This window comes from Streptomyces sp. NBC_01176, assembly GCF_045039825.1.
In the GTDB taxonomy this organism is placed as follows: domain Bacteria; phylum Actinomycetota; class Actinomycetes; order Streptomycetales; family Streptomycetaceae; genus Streptomyces.
Map to the genome: position 1 here is coordinate 5,702,024 of NZ_CP108600.1, position 18,386 is coordinate 5,720,409.

An 18,386-nucleotide genomic window follows, 5' to 3' on the forward strand; every position below is an offset into this window, starting at 1 on the left:
CCGATGGTGACCTTCGCGCAGGCGCAGGAGCGCGCGGAAGAGTGGATCAACGGCGAGGTGCCCGGCTACCAGCATCGCGAGGTGCGGGTCCGGGAGTTCGAACTCGGCTTCGTCGTCTGGGCGGAGGACCGCGCCGACGGTCCGCGCTCGGACGGTGGCGCGCAGCGGCTCGTCATCGCGCGGGACAGCGGCGAGGCGACGCTCTGGCCCGGGCTGCCGGTCGGTGAGGTGATCCGCCGGTACGAGGAGGAGTACGGGGTGCCGGACGGGCCCCCGGAACCGGCGCCGGCGCCTTCGGCCCGGGTCGATCTCAACCAGACGTCGTTCCTGCTGAGTCCCCCGGAGTGGCTGCAGGAGGCCGCGGACAAGCTGGGGATTCCGGACCGACGTCCGGGGGCGTCCGAGGGGTCGGGCTCCGACGGGGCGGGATCCCGTCCGGCTGCGGCTGCGGCTGCGGCTGCCGCCGCCGGGGCATCCGGCCCGGGGCAGGGCCCGGCTTCCGCGGGCGGTGGTCCGGTGGTCCCGGCGCCGGGTGAGCCGGAGGACGCGGTGCCGCACGCAGGGCCCTTCGGAGCCGGACCGCGCACCGCGCCCGGTGTGCCCGGTGTGGCCGGTCTTCCCGGTGGGTCCGGTGGTTCCGGCGTTTCCGGTGGAGCCACGCCTTGGCCCGCCGCCGCGGCCGGTGACGAACCGGACGCCGGTCCGCAGGACGCCGTGGGAGCGCCGGGGGTTCCCGCGTCGGCGACACCGTGGGCGGGGACGGACACCAACGCCGACGCGGGCGAGGACCGTTCCGTACCGCTGCCGGCGACGGTGTTCGCGCCGCCGCTGACCGATGTCGACGACACCGGCACGCCACTGCCCGGGGCGATCGCGGACGCCAAGACGGCCCTGATCTCCGGCGGCAGCCAACTTCCGCGCACGGCGGTCGCACCCGCGCTCGACGACCCCGCACCGGCCCCGCCGTACGGCTACCCGCAGGGCCGGCCGGTGCCCGGCACACCACCTCCCGCCGCCCCGCCCGCCTACGGGTTCCCGCAGGGGCCCGGTGGCGCTCCGAGTACCCCGCCGCCTCCGCCGCCCGGTCCTTCCGCTCCCGACGGTCCGCAGGGCACGCCCTCCGCGGGTGCGCCCGGGTACGGCTACCCACAGGCGCCGGACGACGCGCCTAACTCCCCGCAGCCGCCCGCCGGTCCGGGTGCCCCCGTGACGCCTCCCCGGCCGCTGCCGCCGAACGCCGGTGACATCGCCGACGCCGCGACCAGCAAGGCACAGCCGCCGCGGGGCGCGCGGGGCGGCGTCCCGAGCGCGCCGCCCCCGCCGAGCGCCCCGGGTGCCCCGGGCGTACGGCAGGGCAGCGCGCCCGCGCCGTCCGGGCCCGGTGCTCCGGGCACCCCGGCGGGCGGGTACGTACCCACCCAACTCGTCTCCCAGCTGGGCCCGGGCGGCCCCGGGGGCCCGGCGGCGCCGGGCGTTCCCGGCCCTCCCGGGGCGCCTGCCACGCCCGGCGCCCCGCAGCCTCCGGGCGGGACGCCGCCCGGCGGTGTCCACCATGCCGCGACGATGCTGGCGGGTCCGCCCGCGGGTGGCCCCGGCGCACCCCAGCCGCCCGGTACCCCCGGGCCCCCAAGTGCTCCCGGGGCTCCGGGCGGTCAGCCCCCCGGCGTGCACCACGCCGCGACGATGCTGGCGGGCCCGCAGTCCGGCGGCCCCGGCGCACCGCCGCCCCCGCAGGGTCCAGGCGCGCCGCAGGTCCCCGGCGTGCCGCAGGGCGCACCACAGCCCATGCCGGGCCAGCCGATGCCCGGCCAGCCCATGCCCGGCCAGCCCATGCCCGGCCAGCCGATGGGGGGTCCGGTCCCCGGCCACCCCATGCCCCCCGGCCAGCAGCCCCCGGCGTACGGGTACCCGCCGACCGGTCAGCCGACGGTCGGCCCCGGTTACCAGGCCGTCCTGCGCTACCGCGCGCAGGACGGCTCGGAGCAGCAGCTGATCCGGCGTTCGGCGCCGGGCACCCCGCACCCGGAGTGGCAGATGCTGCACGAACTGCGGGCGATGAACGTGCCGCCGCAGCAAGTGCTGGAGCTGCACACCGAGTTGGAGTCCTGCGAGCTGCCGGGCGCGTACTGCGCACGGATGATCCGGGAGACCTGGCCGCAGGCACGGATCACGAGCATCGCCCCGTACGGGACGGACCACGCGAGCCGTCAGCAGGGTATGCACGAACTCCTCGCACACCAGGGCGAGTTGCACCAGGTGGCGGACGGTCCGGCGCGCCCGGCACCGGTGCGGGCGCCGATCCCGCCGGTGCAGCCCGCGCCGCCGGTCCCGCCGGAGGCGATCGGGCACGAGCTGGCGGCGGCGTTCGGACCGGGCGTGTTCCGGTTCGACCAGGTCGCGGTCTCCCGGCAGGGCGTGCCGAACATCGTGGCGCACACCCTGGTGGTGGCCGGACTCCCGGTCGACATGGGCCCGTTCTTCTGGGCGCAGGCGCAGCCGGGCCGTCCGGTGCCGACGCTCGCCGAGCTGGCGCAGGAGCGCGGGGTGCATCCGGCGCCGGACGCGGGTTCGTACCTGGTCATGGGCAGCGACTTCGGCAAGGCGATCTGTGTCCAGTACGGCACGGCGAACATCGTGGCCGTGCCGGTGGAGGCGGGTCCGGGCGGTGCCCCGGTGCCGCCCCAGTTCGTGAACACGGGTCTGCCCGAGTTCGCGCGCTGCCTGGCGCTGCTCGGCCGGATGTGGCGGCTGCGGTTCGGGCTCAACCAGGAGCAGGCGGGGCGCTGGACCGTCGACTTCCAGGCCCAGCTCGCGTCCCTGGACCCGGCGGCGCTCGGCTCGCCGGAGAGCTGGTGGTCGGTCCTGTTGGAACAGATGTGGGACGGCCTGCTGTGACCTCCACCTTCCGCTGAGCGTCGCGGCTTCCGCGCGGAACACCACCCATGGGTTGAACCCGGTGCACATGACCGGGTTCAACCCATTTTTTACTTCCCTCGACCGGAACGGGCGGGCGGAGTGTCGCGTTATGAACACTTACGCCTCATCCATCAGGATATGCGCCACATGATGTCGACGAATCATGTCGCAGGGCGCACATCGGAGAGGGGTTCAGGGATGAGCAGCGCATCGGTGTCGCCGCACGGCTTCCCGGCTGTACGGGGGCGCGGTTACCGTCCCGAGCAGGTCGACGCGTACACCGCGGCCCTCTCGCGGGACCGGGACGCCGCCTGGGAGCGGGCCGCCCGGCTGACCGTCCTGGCCAAGGAGATGGACGGGGAGGCACGGCGGCTGCGCGAGGCCGTGACACGGCTTGCCCCGCAGACGTACGACACGCTCGGCGAACGCGCCCGCCGGCTCTTCGAACTCGGTGAGGAGGAGGCCACGGCCGTGCGCGAGAGTGCGCGCCACGAGGCCCGGCACGCCGTCGACGAGGCCGAGGCGGCGGGGCGCCGGGTCCGCGACGCCGCCCAGGAGTACGCCGACGGGCTGCGCGCCGAGGCCGAGGAGGGCGCCCGGCAGCGGCTGCTCGCCGCCCGCGCCGAGGCCGACGGCGTACGGATCGCCGCCCGCCGGGAGATCAAGGAGAACCGCGGGGCGGCACTGGCCGCGCTGCGCGAGGTGCGCCGGCGCACGGAGGGGCTCCTCGTCGAGCACGAGAAGGAGCACGCCGCGCGCCGGGAGGAGGCCGAGCGCGGGGCCGCCGAGCGGGTGGCGGCGTTCGAGGCGCACCACGAACAGCGGGTGGCCCGCGCCCAGGCCGCCCTCGCCGCGGCCCGGAGCGACTACGCCCAGGCCGAGGAGTCGGCCCGACACAAGCAGGAGGACGCGGTGGCGCGGGCCGCCGAACTGATCGCCGAGGCGCGGGTGCGGGAGGAGCGGACCGTCCGCGAGACCGAGCGGGTGCTGCGCGAACACGGCGAGCGCTGGGACGACGTACGGGCCCACATGGACCACGTACGGTCGAGCCTCATGACCCTGACGGGCCGGGCCCCGGTGGAGTAGCCACGACGGCACGCCGACCGACGCCCCCGCACCGGCCCGCGGCCCGGTCCCGACCCACGGCCCCGCACCGGCCCGCGGCCCCGCACCGACCCGCGGCGTACGACAGCGGCCCGCGTTCCGCGGCGCACGAGGCTCGTGGCCCGCTCCGGCCTGCGGCACGCAGCAACGGCGTGCTGCGGTCTGCGACAACGGCCCGCGTCCTGCGGCGCACGGCCCGTGGCCCGCTCCGGCCTGCGGCCCGCGACAACGGCGTGCTGCGGTCTGCGACAACGGCCCGCGTCCTGCGGCGCACGAGGCTCGTGTCCTGCTCCGGCCCGCGGCCCCGCGCGGGATGACGGCGTGCGGGCCGGCTTCGGGCCGCGGCTCGCGACAGGGGTCTGCGGCGCACGGGTCGTGGTTCTGCTCCGGCCCGTGACCCCGCACCGGCCTGCGGCCCCCGACAACGGCCAGCTCCGCACGGCCCGTGTCCTGCTCCGACCCGCGGCCCCGCTCCGCACGTCGGCCCGCGGTCCTGCTCCGGACAGCGGTCCTGCTCCGGACAGCGGTCCGGAGCAGCGGACTTGCGGCCCGCGACGGACGGCTCGTGGCTCGTGTTCCCGCTCCTGGCGGCGGCCGCGGCCGCCGCGCCGCACGGCCATCGGCCCCGCTCCGAACCATCGCCCCCGCCCCGCCCCATGGCCCGCGGCAGCGCCCCGCGGCAGCGCCCCGCCGCAGCGCCCCGCGGCGCACGGTCCGCCGGCGGCCGACGGGAGGGGCGACGGGGCAGCCGCCGGAGGCTCAGCGCGTGCCGCGAGAACCCGTACGGCCCGGTGACCGCACCGCTCCCGCCAGGATCCAGCCCTCCACCGCCTCGTACTGCCTGCGCTGCTCCTCCGACTTCCGGCGCCCCGAGACCACGGTCCCCAGCCATCCGTACGCGAAGCCCAGCGGGATCGACACCAGCCCGGTCGTGGTGAACGGGAACCAGTTGAAGTCGGCCTCGGGAAACGCGGCGGTGGGTGATCCGGAGACCAGGTTGGTGCCGGTCATCAGGATCAGGACCGTCAGTGAACCGCCGATGAGGGTGCACAGCAGGCCCGTGCGGGTGTAGCGGCGCCAGAACAGCCCGTAGACCAGCGCGGGCGCCAGCGCGGAGGCGCCCAGGCAGAAGGAGAGCGTGATCAGCGGCTGCAGGCTGCGGTGCTGGACGAGGGTGGCCAGCAGGATCGCCGGCGCGCCCACCGCGAGGGCCGACAGGCGGGCGAGGAGCATCTCGCGGCGGGGGGAGAGCTCGTCGTCGTGGCGCCGTCCCCGGAAGAGCCGGGCGTGCGCGAACACGTCGTGCGCCAGGGAGTTGGCGCAGGCCAGGATCATTCCGGCGACGGAGGCGAGCACGGTCAGGAAGATCGCCGTGGTGACGGTGGTGAACAGGAGCGTCTCGGCCGTCGAGACGTCCGGCCCGAACGCGGCCCGCGAGCCGAGCAGATACGCCGTGTTGCCCTGCGGATCGGCCTGCGCGATCACCCCGCGTCCGATCAGCGCCGTGGCCCCGAAGCCGACGACCGTGATGACCAGTACGAAGAGGGCCACGCACGGTACGGCCCAGGACAGCGAGCGGCGTACCTGACGGGCGCTGCCGGCGGTGTACATGCGCATGGTGACGTGCGGGAGACAGGCGCCGCCCAGGACGACCGTCAGCTCCGAAGTGATCATGTCGAGGCGGGGGCTCGGGCCACCCGTGAACTGCAGACCGGAGTGGAGGAACGCGCTGCCGACACCACTGTGGTCGGCGGCCGCCCGGGAGAGCGCCCCCGGGTCCCAGTCGAAGCGGTTCAGGATGAGCAGGGCGACCACGGTGCCCGAGCCGAGCAGCATCACGATCTTCAGGATCTGGATGAGGGCCGTGCCCTTCATGCCCCCGATCGCCGCGTAGCCGATCATCAGCGTGCCGAGCCCGACGATGCAGCCGGTCTTCAGCGCGTCACCGGAGAAGCCGAGGATGAACGCCAGCAGGTCGCCGGTGCCGGCCAGTTGGACGAGCATCAGCGGCAGCAGGGCGACGATGGTCGCGGCGCACGCGGTGACGCGTACGGCACGCCCCGGCATCCGCCGCGCGAGTGCGTCGCCCATGGTGAACCGGCCCGCGTTGCGCAGCGGTTCGGCCAGCAGGAACATCAGCAGCATCAGGGAGAGCGCCGTGCTCAGCGCGAGCACGACCCCGTCGTACCCGGCGAGCGCGATGACCCCGCCGGTGCCGAGCACGGTCGCCGCCGAGATGTAGTCCCCGGCGATGGCGAGGCCGTTGCGCATCGGCGACAGCGACCCGTACCCCGTGTAGAACTCGTCGAGGTCGTCGCGGTCCGGCCCGGTCATCACGCACAGCAGCAGCGTGACCGTGGTGACCGCGGTGAACGCCACCAGTGACATGGTCTGCGCGGAACTGCTGAACCCGGTCCCGCCCCTCTCGATCGCCCCGGTCATCGGGCCGCCTCCCGCTTGGCGTCCAGCTCGCTCTGCCGCCGGATCCGGTCCGCGACCGGGTCGACGCCCCGGCGTGCCGTGTACTCGTACACGCCGATCGCCAGGCAGGTCACGGGCACCTGCAACAGCCCGAGCAGCAGCCCGGTCGGCAGTCCGCCGGACACCGTGCTCGTCATCAGGCCCGGTGCGAACGCCGACAGGAGGAGGAAGAGGGTGAAGTACCCGAGCGCCGTGAGCGTCGCCACCCGCCGCTGCCGGCGGTAGGCGCCGCGCAGCAGCCGGATGTCGCTGTGCTGCCCCAGCGCGTGATGCCGCGGCCGCCGCCTTCTCGGCGGCTCGGGGGGCCGCGGTTGCCAGGGGTAGGTGGCGAACGCGGGGGAGTACGGGGCGGGTCCGTCCCGGTACTCCGGAGCGTCCTGGAACTCCGGAGCGTCCTGGAACCCCGGAGCGTCCTGGAACTCCGGATACGGGGACGGGGACCGCTGCGGATACGGCGGCCGGTACGAGGGTGGATGCGGGGGCTGTCCGGGCGGTCGGTGCGGCGTCTGGTACTCGGGGGACGAGAACGCGTCTGGCATCCCGGTTCTCCTTGCGTGGCTCGGGTCCGGTGCGGACCGCAGGGAGCAGGGGGTGGGCGAGGCACGCTACTCGCAGGTAGCCGTTGTGGGCGCGGGTTTCGCCGAACTGGTCGGTCGGTATGCGCTTACTTCGCTGACCTGGGGTGTTACCCGAGTGACCCCTGTGGTGGAAGTGTGAAGAGGTAGGGGAGTGGTGTCTGAGGTGGGGGGTGTTCGCAACCGTGTGCCTCCCCCGCGTACCCCGCTGACAGACTCCACTCCCACCGGAACACGTACCCGGCGGCAGCCGCGACGCCCTCAGTCCGTCGGGTTGTCGAGGACCGGGAAGCGCCTCGGTGCCACGAACAGCAGCACCAGGAAGGCGAGTACGGCGGCGCACGCGGCGCCGAGGTACACGGCGTGGACCGCGTCGGCGACCGCGTGCCGCACCCGCTCGCCCGCCGCGCCCGAGTCCAGCGCCCGCGTCACCGCGTCCAGGTCCCCGGCCCCGCCGAGCCGCGCGGCCAGCACTCCGTTGGCGATCGCCCCGAACAGGGTCGCGCCGACGGTCTGACCGGTCTGACGGCAGAAGAGGACGGACGCGGTGGTCGTGCCGCGTTCGTCCCAGCCGACCGTCGACTGGACGCCGATGATCAGTGGGAGCTGGAAGAGGCCCAGGGCGCCTCCCAGCAGCAGCATCAGCAGGGTCGGCTGCCAGGGCGCGCCCGGATAGGGGAGGAACGGGAAGGCCAGCAGGATCAGGGCCGCCGCGCCGATGCCGGCCATCGCGGTGTTGCGGAAACCGATCCGCCGGTACACGTGCTGGCTGAGCGCCGCGGACACCGGCCAGCTCAGCGTCCACACCGACAGCACGAACCCGGCCGTGACCGGGGCCAGACCGAGGACCGCCTGCGCGTACGTGGGCAGGAACACCGAGGGGGCGACCATGAGCAGCCCCAGCGCGCCCAGCGCCAGATTCACCGCGGCGATCGTGCGGCGCCGCCACACCCACCCGGGGATGATCGGCTCGGCCGCCCGGCGCTCGATCACCACCACGGCCCCGATCAGCGCGAGTCCCGTACCGAACAGGGAGAGCGAGGGCGCCGACAGCCAGTCCCAGGCCACCCCGCCCTGCACCAGAGCGGTCAGCAGGACGCCGCCGCAGGCGAAGACGGCGAGCGCGCCCGCCCAGTCGATGCGCGCACGGCCGGAGGACTCCCGTACCGGCTCGTGCAGATGACGGACGATCAGCCACAGGGCGAGCGCGCCGATCGGCAGGTTGATGAGGAAGATCCACCGCCAGTCCGCGTACGCGGCGAGCACACCGCCGAGGCCCGGGCCCGCGACCGCCGAAGTCGCCCACACCGTGGACAGCTTGGCCTGGATCTTCGGGCGCTCCTTGAGCGGGTAGAGGTCGGCGGCGAGCGTCTGCACCGTGCCCTGGAGCGCGCCGCCGCCGAGGCCCTGGACGACGCGGAAGACGATGAGCGCGGCCATGTTCCAGGCGGTGGCGCAGAGCGCGGAGCCGAGGAGGAAGACGACGGCGCCGGTGATCAGCACCGGCTTGCGGCCGAAGGTGTCCGACAGCTTGCCGTACACCGGCAGGGTGACCGTCACCGCGAGCAGATAGCCGGAGAACAGCCAGGAGAAGACCGAGAAGCCGCCGAGGTCGCCGACGATCTGCGGCACGGCGGTCGACACGATGGTGGAGTCCAGCGCGGCGAGCGCCATGGCGAGCATGAGAGCCGCGACGACCGCGCCCCTGCGGTCGGGGGGAGCCCCCGGGCGTGCGGCCCCCGCGGTGCGTATCTCGGTGTCCCCCTGGTCCACGGGATTCCTTCCCCTTGCATCCATCCGCCTCGGGCCACCCTCTCACTTGACCCTCACGTCGCGGCAGGGTGGAAGCTGACCGCGCCCGAGGGTGGAGCCGACCCCGAGAAGGACTCCACCGAAGGGTGGACGGCCCCTAGGGGTACCTCCGTACTACGGCTCGGGGAGGGTTCGTACTGCCGGAGGAGGAGAAGAGGGGGTGTGCCTCCTTAACCTGGCTTTACGCCGCTGACGAGCGGTCGGGACGCGGTCGGGACGTACGGGGGTCGTACGGACCGCACTCCCGGGGGTGGGGTTTTCCCCAGCAAAAGACTGCGATGGGCACCAGCGCGCCACAGCACCCCCGCCACCAGACTTACCGACGTAGCCAAGAGCACCGCATCCGCCCGGCAACACCGCATCCGCGGACCGACCGGCTCATCGACTGACCGACATAGGAGACTTACCGTGACATCGGCTGTAACCATTCCCAGGCACGGGGGCACTGGAGGGCGTACGGCCGTTGCCGCGCGAGCGCGGCAGGTCGTGAAGGCGTACGGGTCCGGAGAGACCCGCGTCGTCGCCCTGGACCACATCGACGTGGACATCGCGCGGGGACAGTTCACCGCGATCATGGGCCCCTCGGGGTCCGGCAAGTCCACCCTGATGCACTGCCTCGCCGGGCTCGACACCGTGACGAGCGGGCAGATCCACCTCGACGAGACCGAGATCACCGGCCTCAAGGACAAGAAGCTCACACAACTGCGCCGGGACCGGATCGGCTTCATCTTCCAGGCGTTCAACCTGCTGCCGACGCTGAACGCGCTGGAGAACATCACGCTCCCGATGGACATCGCGGGCCGCAAGCCGGACAAGGCCTGGCTGAGCCAGGTCGTCGAGACCGTCGGGCTCTCCGACCGTCTCAAGCACCGGCCGACCCAGCTCTCCGGCGGCCAGCAGCAGCGCGTCGCCGTGGCGAGGGCGCTCGCCGCCCGGCCCGAGATCATCTTCGGCGACGAGCCGACCGGAAACCTCGACTCCCGGGCCGGCGCCGAGGTGCTGGGCTTCCTGCGCCGCTCCGTGGACTCGCTCGGCCAGACCATCGTGATGGTCACGCACGACCCGGTGGCCGCCTCGTACGCGGACCGCGTCCTGTATCTCGCGGACGGCAGGATCGTCGACGAGATGCACCAGCCGACGGCCGACCAGGTGCTCGACCGCATGAAGGACTTCGACGCCCGGGGGCGTACGTCATGACCGTCCTGAAGACCTCGATGCGCAACTTCTTCGCGCACAAGGGGCGGATGGCCCTCTCCGCCGTCGCGGTCCTGCTGTCCGTCGCCTTCGTCTGCGGCACGCTGGTGTTCACCGACACCATGAACACGACGTTCGACAAGCTGTTCGCCGCGACCTCGTCCGACGTCACGGTCTCGCCGAAGGCCGCCAAGACCGACGACACCCCGCAGAACGGCAGGCCGGAGTCGCTGCCCGCCTCCGTGCTGACCCGGGCCGAGAAGGCCGACGGCGTCAAGTACGCCGAAGGCGCGGTCAGTTCGATGAACGTGACCGTCGTCAACAGCGCCAACAAGAACATGGGCTCCAGCAACGGCGCCCCCACCATCGCGGGCAACTGGACGCGCAACGACCTGCGCTCGATGGAGATCACCACCGGTCACGCCCCGCGCGGGCCGACCGAGGCGATGGTCGACGCCGACACCGTCAAGAAGCACCACCTCAAGCTCGGCGACGAACTGCGCACCATAGCCGTCACCGGTGACTTCAAGGCCCGGATCGTCGGCATCGCCACCTTCAAGGTGACCAACCCCGGTGCCGCCATCGTCTACTTCGACACCGCCACCGCCCAGCGCGAACTGCTCGGTGCCACCGGCCGGTTCACCCAGATCAACGTCTCCGCCGCGAGCGGCGTCACCGACGCGCAGCTCAAGCGGAACGTCACCGCCACGCTCGGCGCCGACACCACCGCCAGGACGTCCTACAAGGTGCAGACGCAGAAGGAGACCGCGGACGAGAACCGCTCCGGCGTCGGCTCCTTCATGAACGTCATCAAGTACGCCATGCTCGGCTTCGCCGGCATCGCCTTCCTGGTCGGCATCTTCCTGATCATCAACACCTTCTCGATGCTGGTCGCCCAGCGCACCCGTGAGATCGGCCTGATGCGGGCGATCGGCTCGTCCCGCAAGCAGGTCAACCGGTCCGTGCTCATCGAGGCGACCCTGCTCGGTGTGGTCGGCTCCGTCCTCGGCGTCGGTGCCGGCGTCGGCCTCGCGGTCGGCCTGATGAAGCTCATGTCGGCGGCGGGCATGGACCTGTCGACCCGCGACCTGACCGTGAAGGCGACCACACCGGCCATCGGGCTCCTCCTCGGTGTCGTCGTCACCGTCCTCGCCGCCTACCTGCCCGCCCGCCGGGCCGGCAAGGTCTCCCCGATGGCCGCGCTCCGCGACGCCGGGACCCCCGCGGACGGCAGGGCAGGTCTCGTCCGCGGCATCATCGGCCTGGTCCTCACCGGCGCCGGAGCCTTCGCGCTCTACACGGCGGCCGGCGCGGACAAGGCGAGCGACGGTTCGCTGGTGCTGGGCGCCGGTGTCGTCCTGACCCTCATCGGGTTCGTCATCATCGGCCCGCTGCTCGCCGGCGGTGTGGTCCGGGTCATCAGCGCGGTACTGCTGCGCTTCTTCGGCCCGGTCGGCCGGATGGCGGAGCGCAACGCCCTGCGCAACCCGCGCCGGACCGGCGCCACCGGCGCGGCCCTCATGATCGGCCTCGCGCTGGTCGCCTGCCTCTCCGTCGTCGGCTCCTCCATGGTCGCCTCCGCGACCGACGAACTCGACAAGACCGTCGGGACCGACTTCATCATCCAGGGCAACCAGCGGGTCGTCCCGCAGGCGGCGAAGGCCATCGAGTCCACGCCCGGTCTGTCGCACGTCACGCACTACCGGGACATCGAGGCCAGGCTCATCGCCCCCGACGGCTCCTCGGACAGCGACGGCGTCACCGCCGCCGACCCCACCTACGCGCAGGACCTGCACCGCAAGACGACGGCCGGTGAACTGACCGCCGCCTACGGCAAGGACTCGATGTCCGTCGGCTCCGACTTCGCCACCGAGCACCACGTCAAGCTCGGGGACACCGTGACCGTCGCCTTCAAGGGCGGCAGCACCGCGAAGCTCAAGGTCGCCGCGATCACCGACGACGACGTGGCCATCGACCAGGGCGCGCGCTACCTCAGCACCGAGACCATGCGGAAGTACCTCCCGGCCGACCGGATCCCGCCGGACCAGATCATGTTCGCCAGCGCCAAGGACGGCCAGGAGAAGACCGCCTACGCGGCCCTCAAGAAGTCGCTGGCCGGCTACCCGCAGTACGAGGTCCGTGACCAGACCGACTACAAGCAGGAACTGAAGGACCAGATCGGCCAGCTCCTGAACATGGTCTACGGCCTGCTCGCCCTCGCGATCGTCGTGGCGGTCCTCGGCGTGGTCAACACGCTGGCCCTGTCGGTGGTGGAGCGGACGCGCGAGATCGGCCTGATGCGGGCCATCGGTCTCTCCCGCCGCCAGCTGCGCCGCATGATCCGCCTGGAGTCCGTCGTCATCGCCCTCTTCGGAGCCCTGCTGGGCCTCGGCCTGGGCATGGCCTGGGGCGCCACCGCCCAGAAGCTGCTGGCCCTGGAGGGCCTGAAGGTCCTGGAGATCCCGTGGGGCACCATCATCGCGGTCTTCATCGGCTCGGCGTTCGTGGGCCTGTTCGCCGCCCTGATCCCGGCGTTCCGGGCGGGTCGGATGAATGTACTGAACGCGATCGCGACCGACTGACGACCGATCGGCGACCGGTCGACGGCCGATTGACGATCTTCCTCCGGCAGCCTGGCGATCGAGAGGTGAGCGAGCGCCACTGAGGGCGAGCGGGGGAGGAACCGAAGGCCGCCGCACACGGGGGTTGCGGGGGAACGGGCCCGGCCGGGGAGGTGATCACCTCCCCGGCCGGGCCCGTCGCGGTGCCGGACGCCCGGCGCGGGCGTTGTCCACAGGCCCGGCGTGAGGGAGCGCGCCGTCGTAGGCTGGAGATCCCCGGCCCGTAGCGACGTGTCGGGCGGTTCGCGTTGCTCACTCTCCGGATGGAAGCCCTTCATGAGCCTGCACGGTCTGCTCGACGCCGTCGTCAAGGACGCCGCTCTCGCGGAAGCGGTGAAGGCCGCGACCGGCGAGGTCCGGATGCATGTCGACCTGGTGGGGCCGCCCGCCGCCCGCCCCTTCGCGGTGGCCGCGCTCGCCCGCGAGGCCGGCCGGACCGTACTGGCGGTCACGGCCACCGGCCGGGAGGCGGAGGACCTGGCCGCGGCGCTGAGATCGCTCCTGCCCGCCGACACGATCGCCGAGTACCCCTCGTGGGAGACGCTTCCCCACGAGCGGCTCTCCCCCCGCTCCGACACCGTCGGCCGTCGCCTCGCCGTCCTGCGGCGCCTCGCCCACCCGCGTCCCGACGACCCCGAGACCGGCCCCGTCTCCGTCGTCGTGGCCCCCATCCGTTCGGTGCTCCAGCCCCAGGTCAAGGGCCTCGGAGACCTGGAACCGGTGGCGCTGCGCACCGGCCAGAGCGCCGACCTCGGGGGCATCGTCGAAGCGCTCGCGGCAGCCGCGTACGCCCGGGTCGAACTGGTCGAGAGGCGCGGCGAGTTCGCGGTCCGCGGCGGCATCCTCGACGTCTTCCCGCCCACCGAGGAGCACCCGCTCCGGGTGGAGTTCTGGGGCGACGACGTCGAGGAGATCCGCTACTTCAAGGTCGCCGACCAGCGCTCCCTGGAGGTCGCCGAGCACGGGCTGTGGGCACCGCCCTGCCGCGAGCTGCTGCTCACCGACGACGTACGGCAGCGGGCCGCCCGGCTGGCCGAGGCCCACCCCGAACTGGGCGAGCTGCTCGGCAAGATCGCCGAGGGCATCGCCGTGGAGGGCATGGAGTCACTGGCTCCGGTCCTGGTCGACGACATGGAGCTGCTGCTCGACGTGCTGCCCAAGGGCTCCATGGCCGTCGTGTGCGACCCGGAGCGGGTACGGACCAGGGCCGCGGACCTGGTGGCGACCTCGCAGGAGTTCCTGCAGGCGTCCTGGGCGGCGACCGCGGGCGGCGGCGAGGCCCCCATCGACGTGGACGCGGCCTCCCTGTGGTCCATCGCGGACGTCCGGGACCGGGCACGCGAGCTGGGCATGATGTGGTGGTCGGTGTCGCCGTTCGCGGCCGACGAGTCGTTCACCGAGGGCTCCGGCGGCCTGGGCGACGCGGACACCCTCAAACTCGGCATGCACGCCCCCGAGACCTACCGCGGCGACACCGCCCGCGCGCTCGCCGACACCAAGGGCTGGCTCGCCGAGGGCTGGCGCACGGTGTACGTCACCGAGGCGCACGGCCCCGCCGCCCGTACCGTCGAGGTGCTCGGCGGCGAGGGCATCGCGGCCCGCCTCGAAACCGACCTGGCGGGCATCGCGCCGTCCGTCGTGCACGTCTCCTGCGGCTCGATCGACTACGGCTTCGTGGACCCCGCGCTCAAGCTCGCCGTCCTCACCGAGACCGATCTCTCCGGCCAGAAGGCGGCCGGCAAGGACGGCGCGCGCATGCCCGCCCGCCGCCGCAAGACCATCGACCCGCTGACCCTCGAAGCCGGCGACTACATCGTGCACGAACAGCACGGTGTAGGCCGCTACATCGAGATGGTCCAGCGGACCGTGCAGGGCGCGACCCGCGAGTACCTGGTCGTGGAGTACGCCCCGGCCAAGCGCGGCCAGCCCGGCGACCGCCTCTACATCCCGACCGACCAGCTGGAACAGATCACCAAGTACGTCGGCGGCGAGGCACCGACCATGCACCGCCTCGGCGGCGCCGACTGGACGAAGACGAAGGCCCGCGCCAAGAAGGCGGTCAAGGAGATCGCCGCGGACCTGATCAAGCTGTACAGCGCGCGCATGGCGGCCCCGGGCCACGCCTTCGGCTCCGACACGCCCTGGCAGCGGGAGCTGGAGGACGCCTTCCCGTACGCGGAGACCCCCGACCAGCTCACGACCATCGCCGAGGTCAAGGAGGACATGGAGAAGACGGTCCCGATGGACCGCCTGGTCTGCGGCGACGTGGGATACGGCAAGACGGAGATCGCCGTCCGCGCCGCCTTCAAGGCGGTGCAGGACGGCAAGCAGGTCGCCGTGCTCGTACCGACGACGCTCCTCGTGCAGCAGCACTTCGGCACGTTCGGCGAGCGCTACTCGCAGTTCCCCGTGAACGTCCGGGCGCTGTCGCGCTTCCAGACGGACACGGAGGCGAAGGCGGTCCTGGAGGGGCTGCGCGAGGGCTCGGTGGACGTCGTCATCGGCACCCACCGCCTGTTCTCCTCGGAGACGAAGTTCAAGGACCTGGGCCTGGTCATCGTCGACGAGGAGCAGCGCTTCGGCGTCGAGCACAAGGAGCAGCTGAAGAAGCTGCGCGCCAACGTGGACGTCCTGACGATGTCCGCGACCCCGATCCCGCGCACGCTGGAGATGGCGGTCACGGGCATCCGCGAGATGTCCACGATCACCACCCCGCCGGAGGAGCGGCACCCGGTGCTGACCTTCGTGGGCCCCTACGAGGAGAAGCAGATCGGCGCCGCCATCCGGCGCGAACTGCTCCGCGAGGGCCAGGTCTTCTACATCCACAACCGCGTCGAGTCCATCGACCGCGCGGCCGCCCGGCTGCGGGAGATCGTCCCCGAGGCGCGCATCGCGACGGCCCACGGGCAGATGTCGGAACAGGCCCTGGAGCAGGTCGTCGTCGACTTCTGGGAGAAGAGGTTCGACGTGCTCGTCTCGACGACGATCGTCGAGTCCGGAATCGACATCTCCAACGCCAACACGCTGATCGTGGAGCGCGGTGACAACTTCGGCCTCTCGCAGCTGCACCAGCTGCGCGGCCGGGTCGGACGCGGCCGGGAGCGCGGCTACGCGTACTTCCTCTACCCGCCGGAGAAGCCCCTCACCGAGACGGCGCACGAGCGGCTCGCGACCATCGCCCAGCACACCGAGATGGGCGCGGGCATGTACGTGGCGATGAAGGACCTGGAGATCCGCGGCGCCGGAAACCTGCTCGGCGGGGAGCAGTCCGGCCACATCGCGGGCGTCGGCTTCGACCTGTACGTACGCATGGTCGGCGAGGCGGTCGCCGACTACCGCGCCTCGCTGGAGGGCGGTGTGGAGGAGGAGCCGCCGCTGGAGGTCAAGATCGAGCTGCCGGTCGACGCGCACGTCCCGCACGACTACGCGCCGGGCGAGCGGCTGCGGCTGCAGGCCTACCGCGCCATCGCCTCCGCCAACACGGAGGAGGACGTGAAGTCCGTACGGGAGGAACTCGTCGACCGCTACGGCAAGTTGCCCGAGCCGGTGGAGAACCTGCTGCTGGTCGCCGGGCTGCGGATGCTCGCGCGGGCGTGCGGCGTCGGCGAGGTCGTGCTCCAGGGCAACAACATCCGCTTCGCACCGGCGGAGCTGCGGGAGTCGCAGGAGCTGCGTCTGAAGCGGCTGTACCCGGGCACGGTCATCAAGCCGGCCGCGCACCAGCTGCTGGTCCCCCGCCCGAAGACCGCGAAGGTGGGCGGGAAGCCGCTGGTCGGGCGGGAGTTGCTGGGGTGGACCGGGGAGTTCCTGGCGACGATCCTGGGGTCGTAGAGGCCACGTCCCGGGGCGGTGAAGAGGGTGCGGCGCCGCGCGGGGGATCGGTGGTGGCGGGGCCCTCGTCGTAGGGACGGTCCGGGTGGTCCGGGTGGTCCGGGGGGCGGGGTCACTTCGGCGGGGACGCGAACAGCATTCCCGTCAGGGCGCGGAAGACCTCCTCGGGGTCCTGGTCGCCGACCGCGCCGTCCAGGTTGTGGCCGAGGAGCAGGGTCGCGAAGCCGTGGGCCAGGGACCAGGCGGCGACCTCGGCGAGACGGGGGTCGGTGTCCGGGGCCGGGTGCCGGGCGGCGACGGCCCGGCGCAGGCTGTCGGCCGTCAGGGCGCGGGCGGTGGTGAGCTCGACGTCGTTCGCCCGCAGCAGCTCCGGTGTGAACATCACCTGGAAGTGCGCGGGGTGCTCGCGCGCGAACCTCACGTAGTGGACGCCCGCCTCCCGCAGGTCCGTGGCCTCGGCGAGCGAGGCGGCCAGCAGTCCGTGACCCTCGGCCGCGATCGCGGTGAGCAGGCCCGTGCGGTCCTTGAAATGGTGCGCCGGCGCCGCGTGCGAGACGCCCGCCCGGCGGGCCAGGTCGCGCAGGCTGAGCGCGGACGGGCCCTCCGCGGCGATGACGTCCAGGGCGGCGCCCAGGATGGCGCGCCGCAGGTCGCCGTGGTGGTACGGGCGGGGGGCGGTGGTCTCCATGGTCGTCAGCGTACGCGGAATCTAGGCATTGACAAGTTCGGTCGGGCGAGGCAATCTTGTCAGTGTCAAGTTGTCGGGTGGGGGCGTGACAGGGGGAGGGCGTCATGACGCGGGACGGCAGGGGGGTCGACAGCGGGATCGGCGAGGTCGGGGCCGGGCGGCAGGCGGTGCGGGTCGGCGACGTGATCGATCCCGGCGAGGCGCGTCGGCTGTGGCATCTGCTGGAGCCCCTGCACGCGGTGCTCTACTACGCGCCACAGGTCTTCGAGGAGGTGGCCGCGCTGGGGTACGGGACGGATGAGCGCTGGCCGTCGTACTTCCCCTTCCGCGCCGCGCCCCTCGGAGCGGCCGGCGGGGAGCGGGTGGCGTCCGCCTTCTACAGCTTCAGCCCGCGGATGGTCGCCGCGCACATGGACTCCGCCTGGGCCGAGGCGAGTCCGGCGGACGTGCTGAGAGCGAGGGAGCGGGGCATGGACCGTGCGTACCGCGCGATATTCGGCGACCGCGTCTCGAGCCCCGAACTCGCCGAGTCCGCCGCACTGTTGCGCCGCGTCGCCGAGGCCGCGAACACCGCGGGCCGTCCCCTGGCCGCCGCCAACGCGGAGTTGCCGTGGCCGAAGGCCCCGCACCTCCAGTTGTGGCATGCGGCGACGATCCTGCGCGAACACCGTGGCGACGGTCACCTCGCGGCGCTGCTCGTCGCCGGACTCGACCCCGTCGAGGCACTGGTCTCGTTCGCGGCGATCGGGGCGGCCTCCGTGGAGCGCTTCGAGAGTCGTGGCTGGAGCGCCGAGGAGTGGGGCGCCGCACGCGAACGGCTGGTCGCGCGCGGTCTGGTGGCAAAATCCGGTACCGCCACCCCGGCGGGCCGTGACCTCCGCGCGGAGGTCGAGCGACGCACGGACCAACTCGCCGCCGCTCCTTGGGAGGTCCTCGCCGCGGCCGATCGTGCCCGTCTCGTCGAACTGCTCGGCGAGTTCTGGGTCGCGGTGCTGGGTTCGGGGCTGCTGCCCTCGGAGTCGACCCTGGGGATCGGGCGGGTGTGACGCGCGGGCGTCCGCGCGGCGCGGGTCGGGTCGGGTCGGGACGGCGCGGCTCGGCTCGGGATGGCTCGGCTCGGGGCGGCGCCGGTGCGGGGCAAAGAAGAAGCCGTCCGCGGGAGTT

Annotated in this window: 10 protein-coding genes; 6 read left to right on the plus strand and 4 right to left on the minus strand. The window is 73.0% G+C overall.

The genetic code is table 11. The features are described from left to right. Positions 1-3 precede the first annotated feature (3 nt). Positions 4-2,895 (plus strand): SUKH-4 family immunity protein, encoded by a 2,892-nt coding sequence (locus OG199_RS24655; RefSeq protein WP_405831297.1) that lies wholly within the window; start codon positions 4-6, stop codon positions 2,893-2,895. A 219-nt stretch (positions 2,896-3,114) separates the two neighbouring features. Continuing rightward, on the plus strand, positions 3,115-4,002 hold the full coding sequence (locus OG199_RS24660; RefSeq protein ID WP_405831298.1) for a cellulose-binding protein: 888 nt from the start codon (positions 3,115-3,117) through the stop codon (positions 4,000-4,002). A 777-nt stretch (positions 4,003-4,779) separates the two neighbouring features. Here the strand turns inward: OG199_RS24660 and OG199_RS24665 are convergent. The 3 genes from OG199_RS24665 to OG199_RS24675 all read right to left on the minus strand — a co-directional run bounded on the left by OG199_RS24665 (position 4,780) and on the right by OG199_RS24675 (position 8,873). Then, complete coding sequence (locus OG199_RS24665; RefSeq protein ID WP_401800722.1) at positions 4,780-6,462, minus strand: cation acetate symporter; 1,683 nt, start codon at positions 6,460-6,462, stop codon at positions 4,780-4,782. Continuing rightward, complete coding sequence (locus tag OG199_RS24670; protein WP_401800724.1) at positions 6,459-7,040, minus strand: DUF485 domain-containing protein; 582 nt, start codon at positions 7,038-7,040, stop codon at positions 6,459-6,461. The genes OG199_RS24665 and OG199_RS24670 overlap by 4 nt, the downstream gene beginning before the upstream one ends. A 297-nt stretch (positions 7,041-7,337) precedes the next feature. Beyond that, entirely contained in the window at positions 7,338-8,873 is a 1,536-nt protein-coding gene (locus OG199_RS24675; RefSeq protein WP_405831300.1) for an MFS transporter, read from the minus strand. Between the two features lie 423 nt (positions 8,874-9,296). On the opposite strand from OG199_RS24675, the gene OG199_RS24680 reads away from it, so the two are divergent. The 3 genes from OG199_RS24680 (at position 9,297) to mfd (ending at position 16,534) form a co-directional block, all read left to right on the plus strand. Next, positions 9,297-10,085 (plus strand): ABC transporter ATP-binding protein, encoded by a 789-nt coding sequence (locus OG199_RS24680; protein ID WP_266699638.1) that lies wholly within the window; start codon positions 9,297-9,299, stop codon positions 10,083-10,085. Beyond that, positions 10,082-12,664: an ABC transporter permease gene (locus OG199_RS24685; protein ID WP_401800728.1), complete on the plus strand. Its 2,583-nt coding sequence runs from the start codon at positions 10,082-10,084 to the stop codon at positions 12,662-12,664. Before OG199_RS24680 ends, OG199_RS24685 begins: the two co-directional genes overlap by 4 nt. A 315-nt stretch (positions 12,665-12,979) precedes the next feature. After that, positions 12,980-16,534 (plus strand): transcription-repair coupling factor, encoded by a 3,555-nt coding sequence (gene mfd / locus OG199_RS24690; RefSeq protein WP_401800730.1) that lies wholly within the window; start codon positions 12,980-12,982, stop codon positions 16,532-16,534. A 112-nt stretch (positions 16,535-16,646) separates the two neighbouring features. Here the strand turns inward: mfd and OG199_RS24695 are convergent, their stop codons facing one another. Beyond that, complete coding sequence (locus OG199_RS24695) at positions 16,647-17,222, minus strand: TetR/AcrR family transcriptional regulator (RefSeq protein WP_405831302.1); 576 nt, start codon at positions 17,220-17,222, stop codon at positions 16,647-16,649. Between the two features lie 104 nt (positions 17,223-17,326). On the opposite strand from OG199_RS24695, the gene OG199_RS24700 reads away from it, so the two are divergent. Then, positions 17,327-18,268, plus strand: a complete 942-nt coding sequence (locus tag OG199_RS24700) for an SCO6745 family protein (RefSeq protein ID WP_405831304.1) — start codon at positions 17,327-17,329, stop codon at positions 18,266-18,268. The last annotated feature ends 118 nt before the right edge of the window (positions 18,269-18,386 follow it).

Coding starts and splice junctions, on each gene's coding strand:
- OG199_RS24655 (WP_405831297.1), top strand. CDS start 4: ATGGTGACCTTCGCGCAGGCGCAGGAGCGCGCGGAAGAGTGGATCAAC.
- OG199_RS24660 (WP_405831298.1), top strand. CDS start 3,115: ATGAGCAGCGCATCGGTGTCGCCGCACGGCTTCCCGGCTGTACGGGGG.
- OG199_RS24665 (WP_401800722.1), bottom strand. CDS start 6,462: ATGACCGGGGCGATCGAGAGGGGCGGGACCGGGTTCAGCAGTTCCGCG.
- OG199_RS24670 (WP_401800724.1), bottom strand. CDS start 7,040: ATGCCAGACGCGTTCTCGTCCCCCGAGTACCAGACGCCGCACCGACCG.
- OG199_RS24675 (WP_405831300.1), bottom strand. CDS start 8,873: ATGGATGCAAGGGGAAGGAATCCCGTGGACCAGGGGGACACCGAGATA.
- OG199_RS24685 (WP_401800728.1), top strand. CDS start 10,082: ATGACCGTCCTGAAGACCTCGATGCGCAACTTCTTCGCGCACAAGGGG.
- mfd (WP_401800730.1), top strand. CDS start 12,980: ATGAGCCTGCACGGTCTGCTCGACGCCGTCGTCAAGGACGCCGCTCTC.
- OG199_RS24695 (WP_405831302.1), bottom strand. CDS start 17,222: ATGGAGACCACCGCCCCCCGCCCGTACCACCACGGCGACCTGCGGCGC.
- OG199_RS24700 (WP_405831304.1), top strand. CDS start 17,327: ATGACGCGGGACGGCAGGGGGGTCGACAGCGGGATCGGCGAGGTCGGG.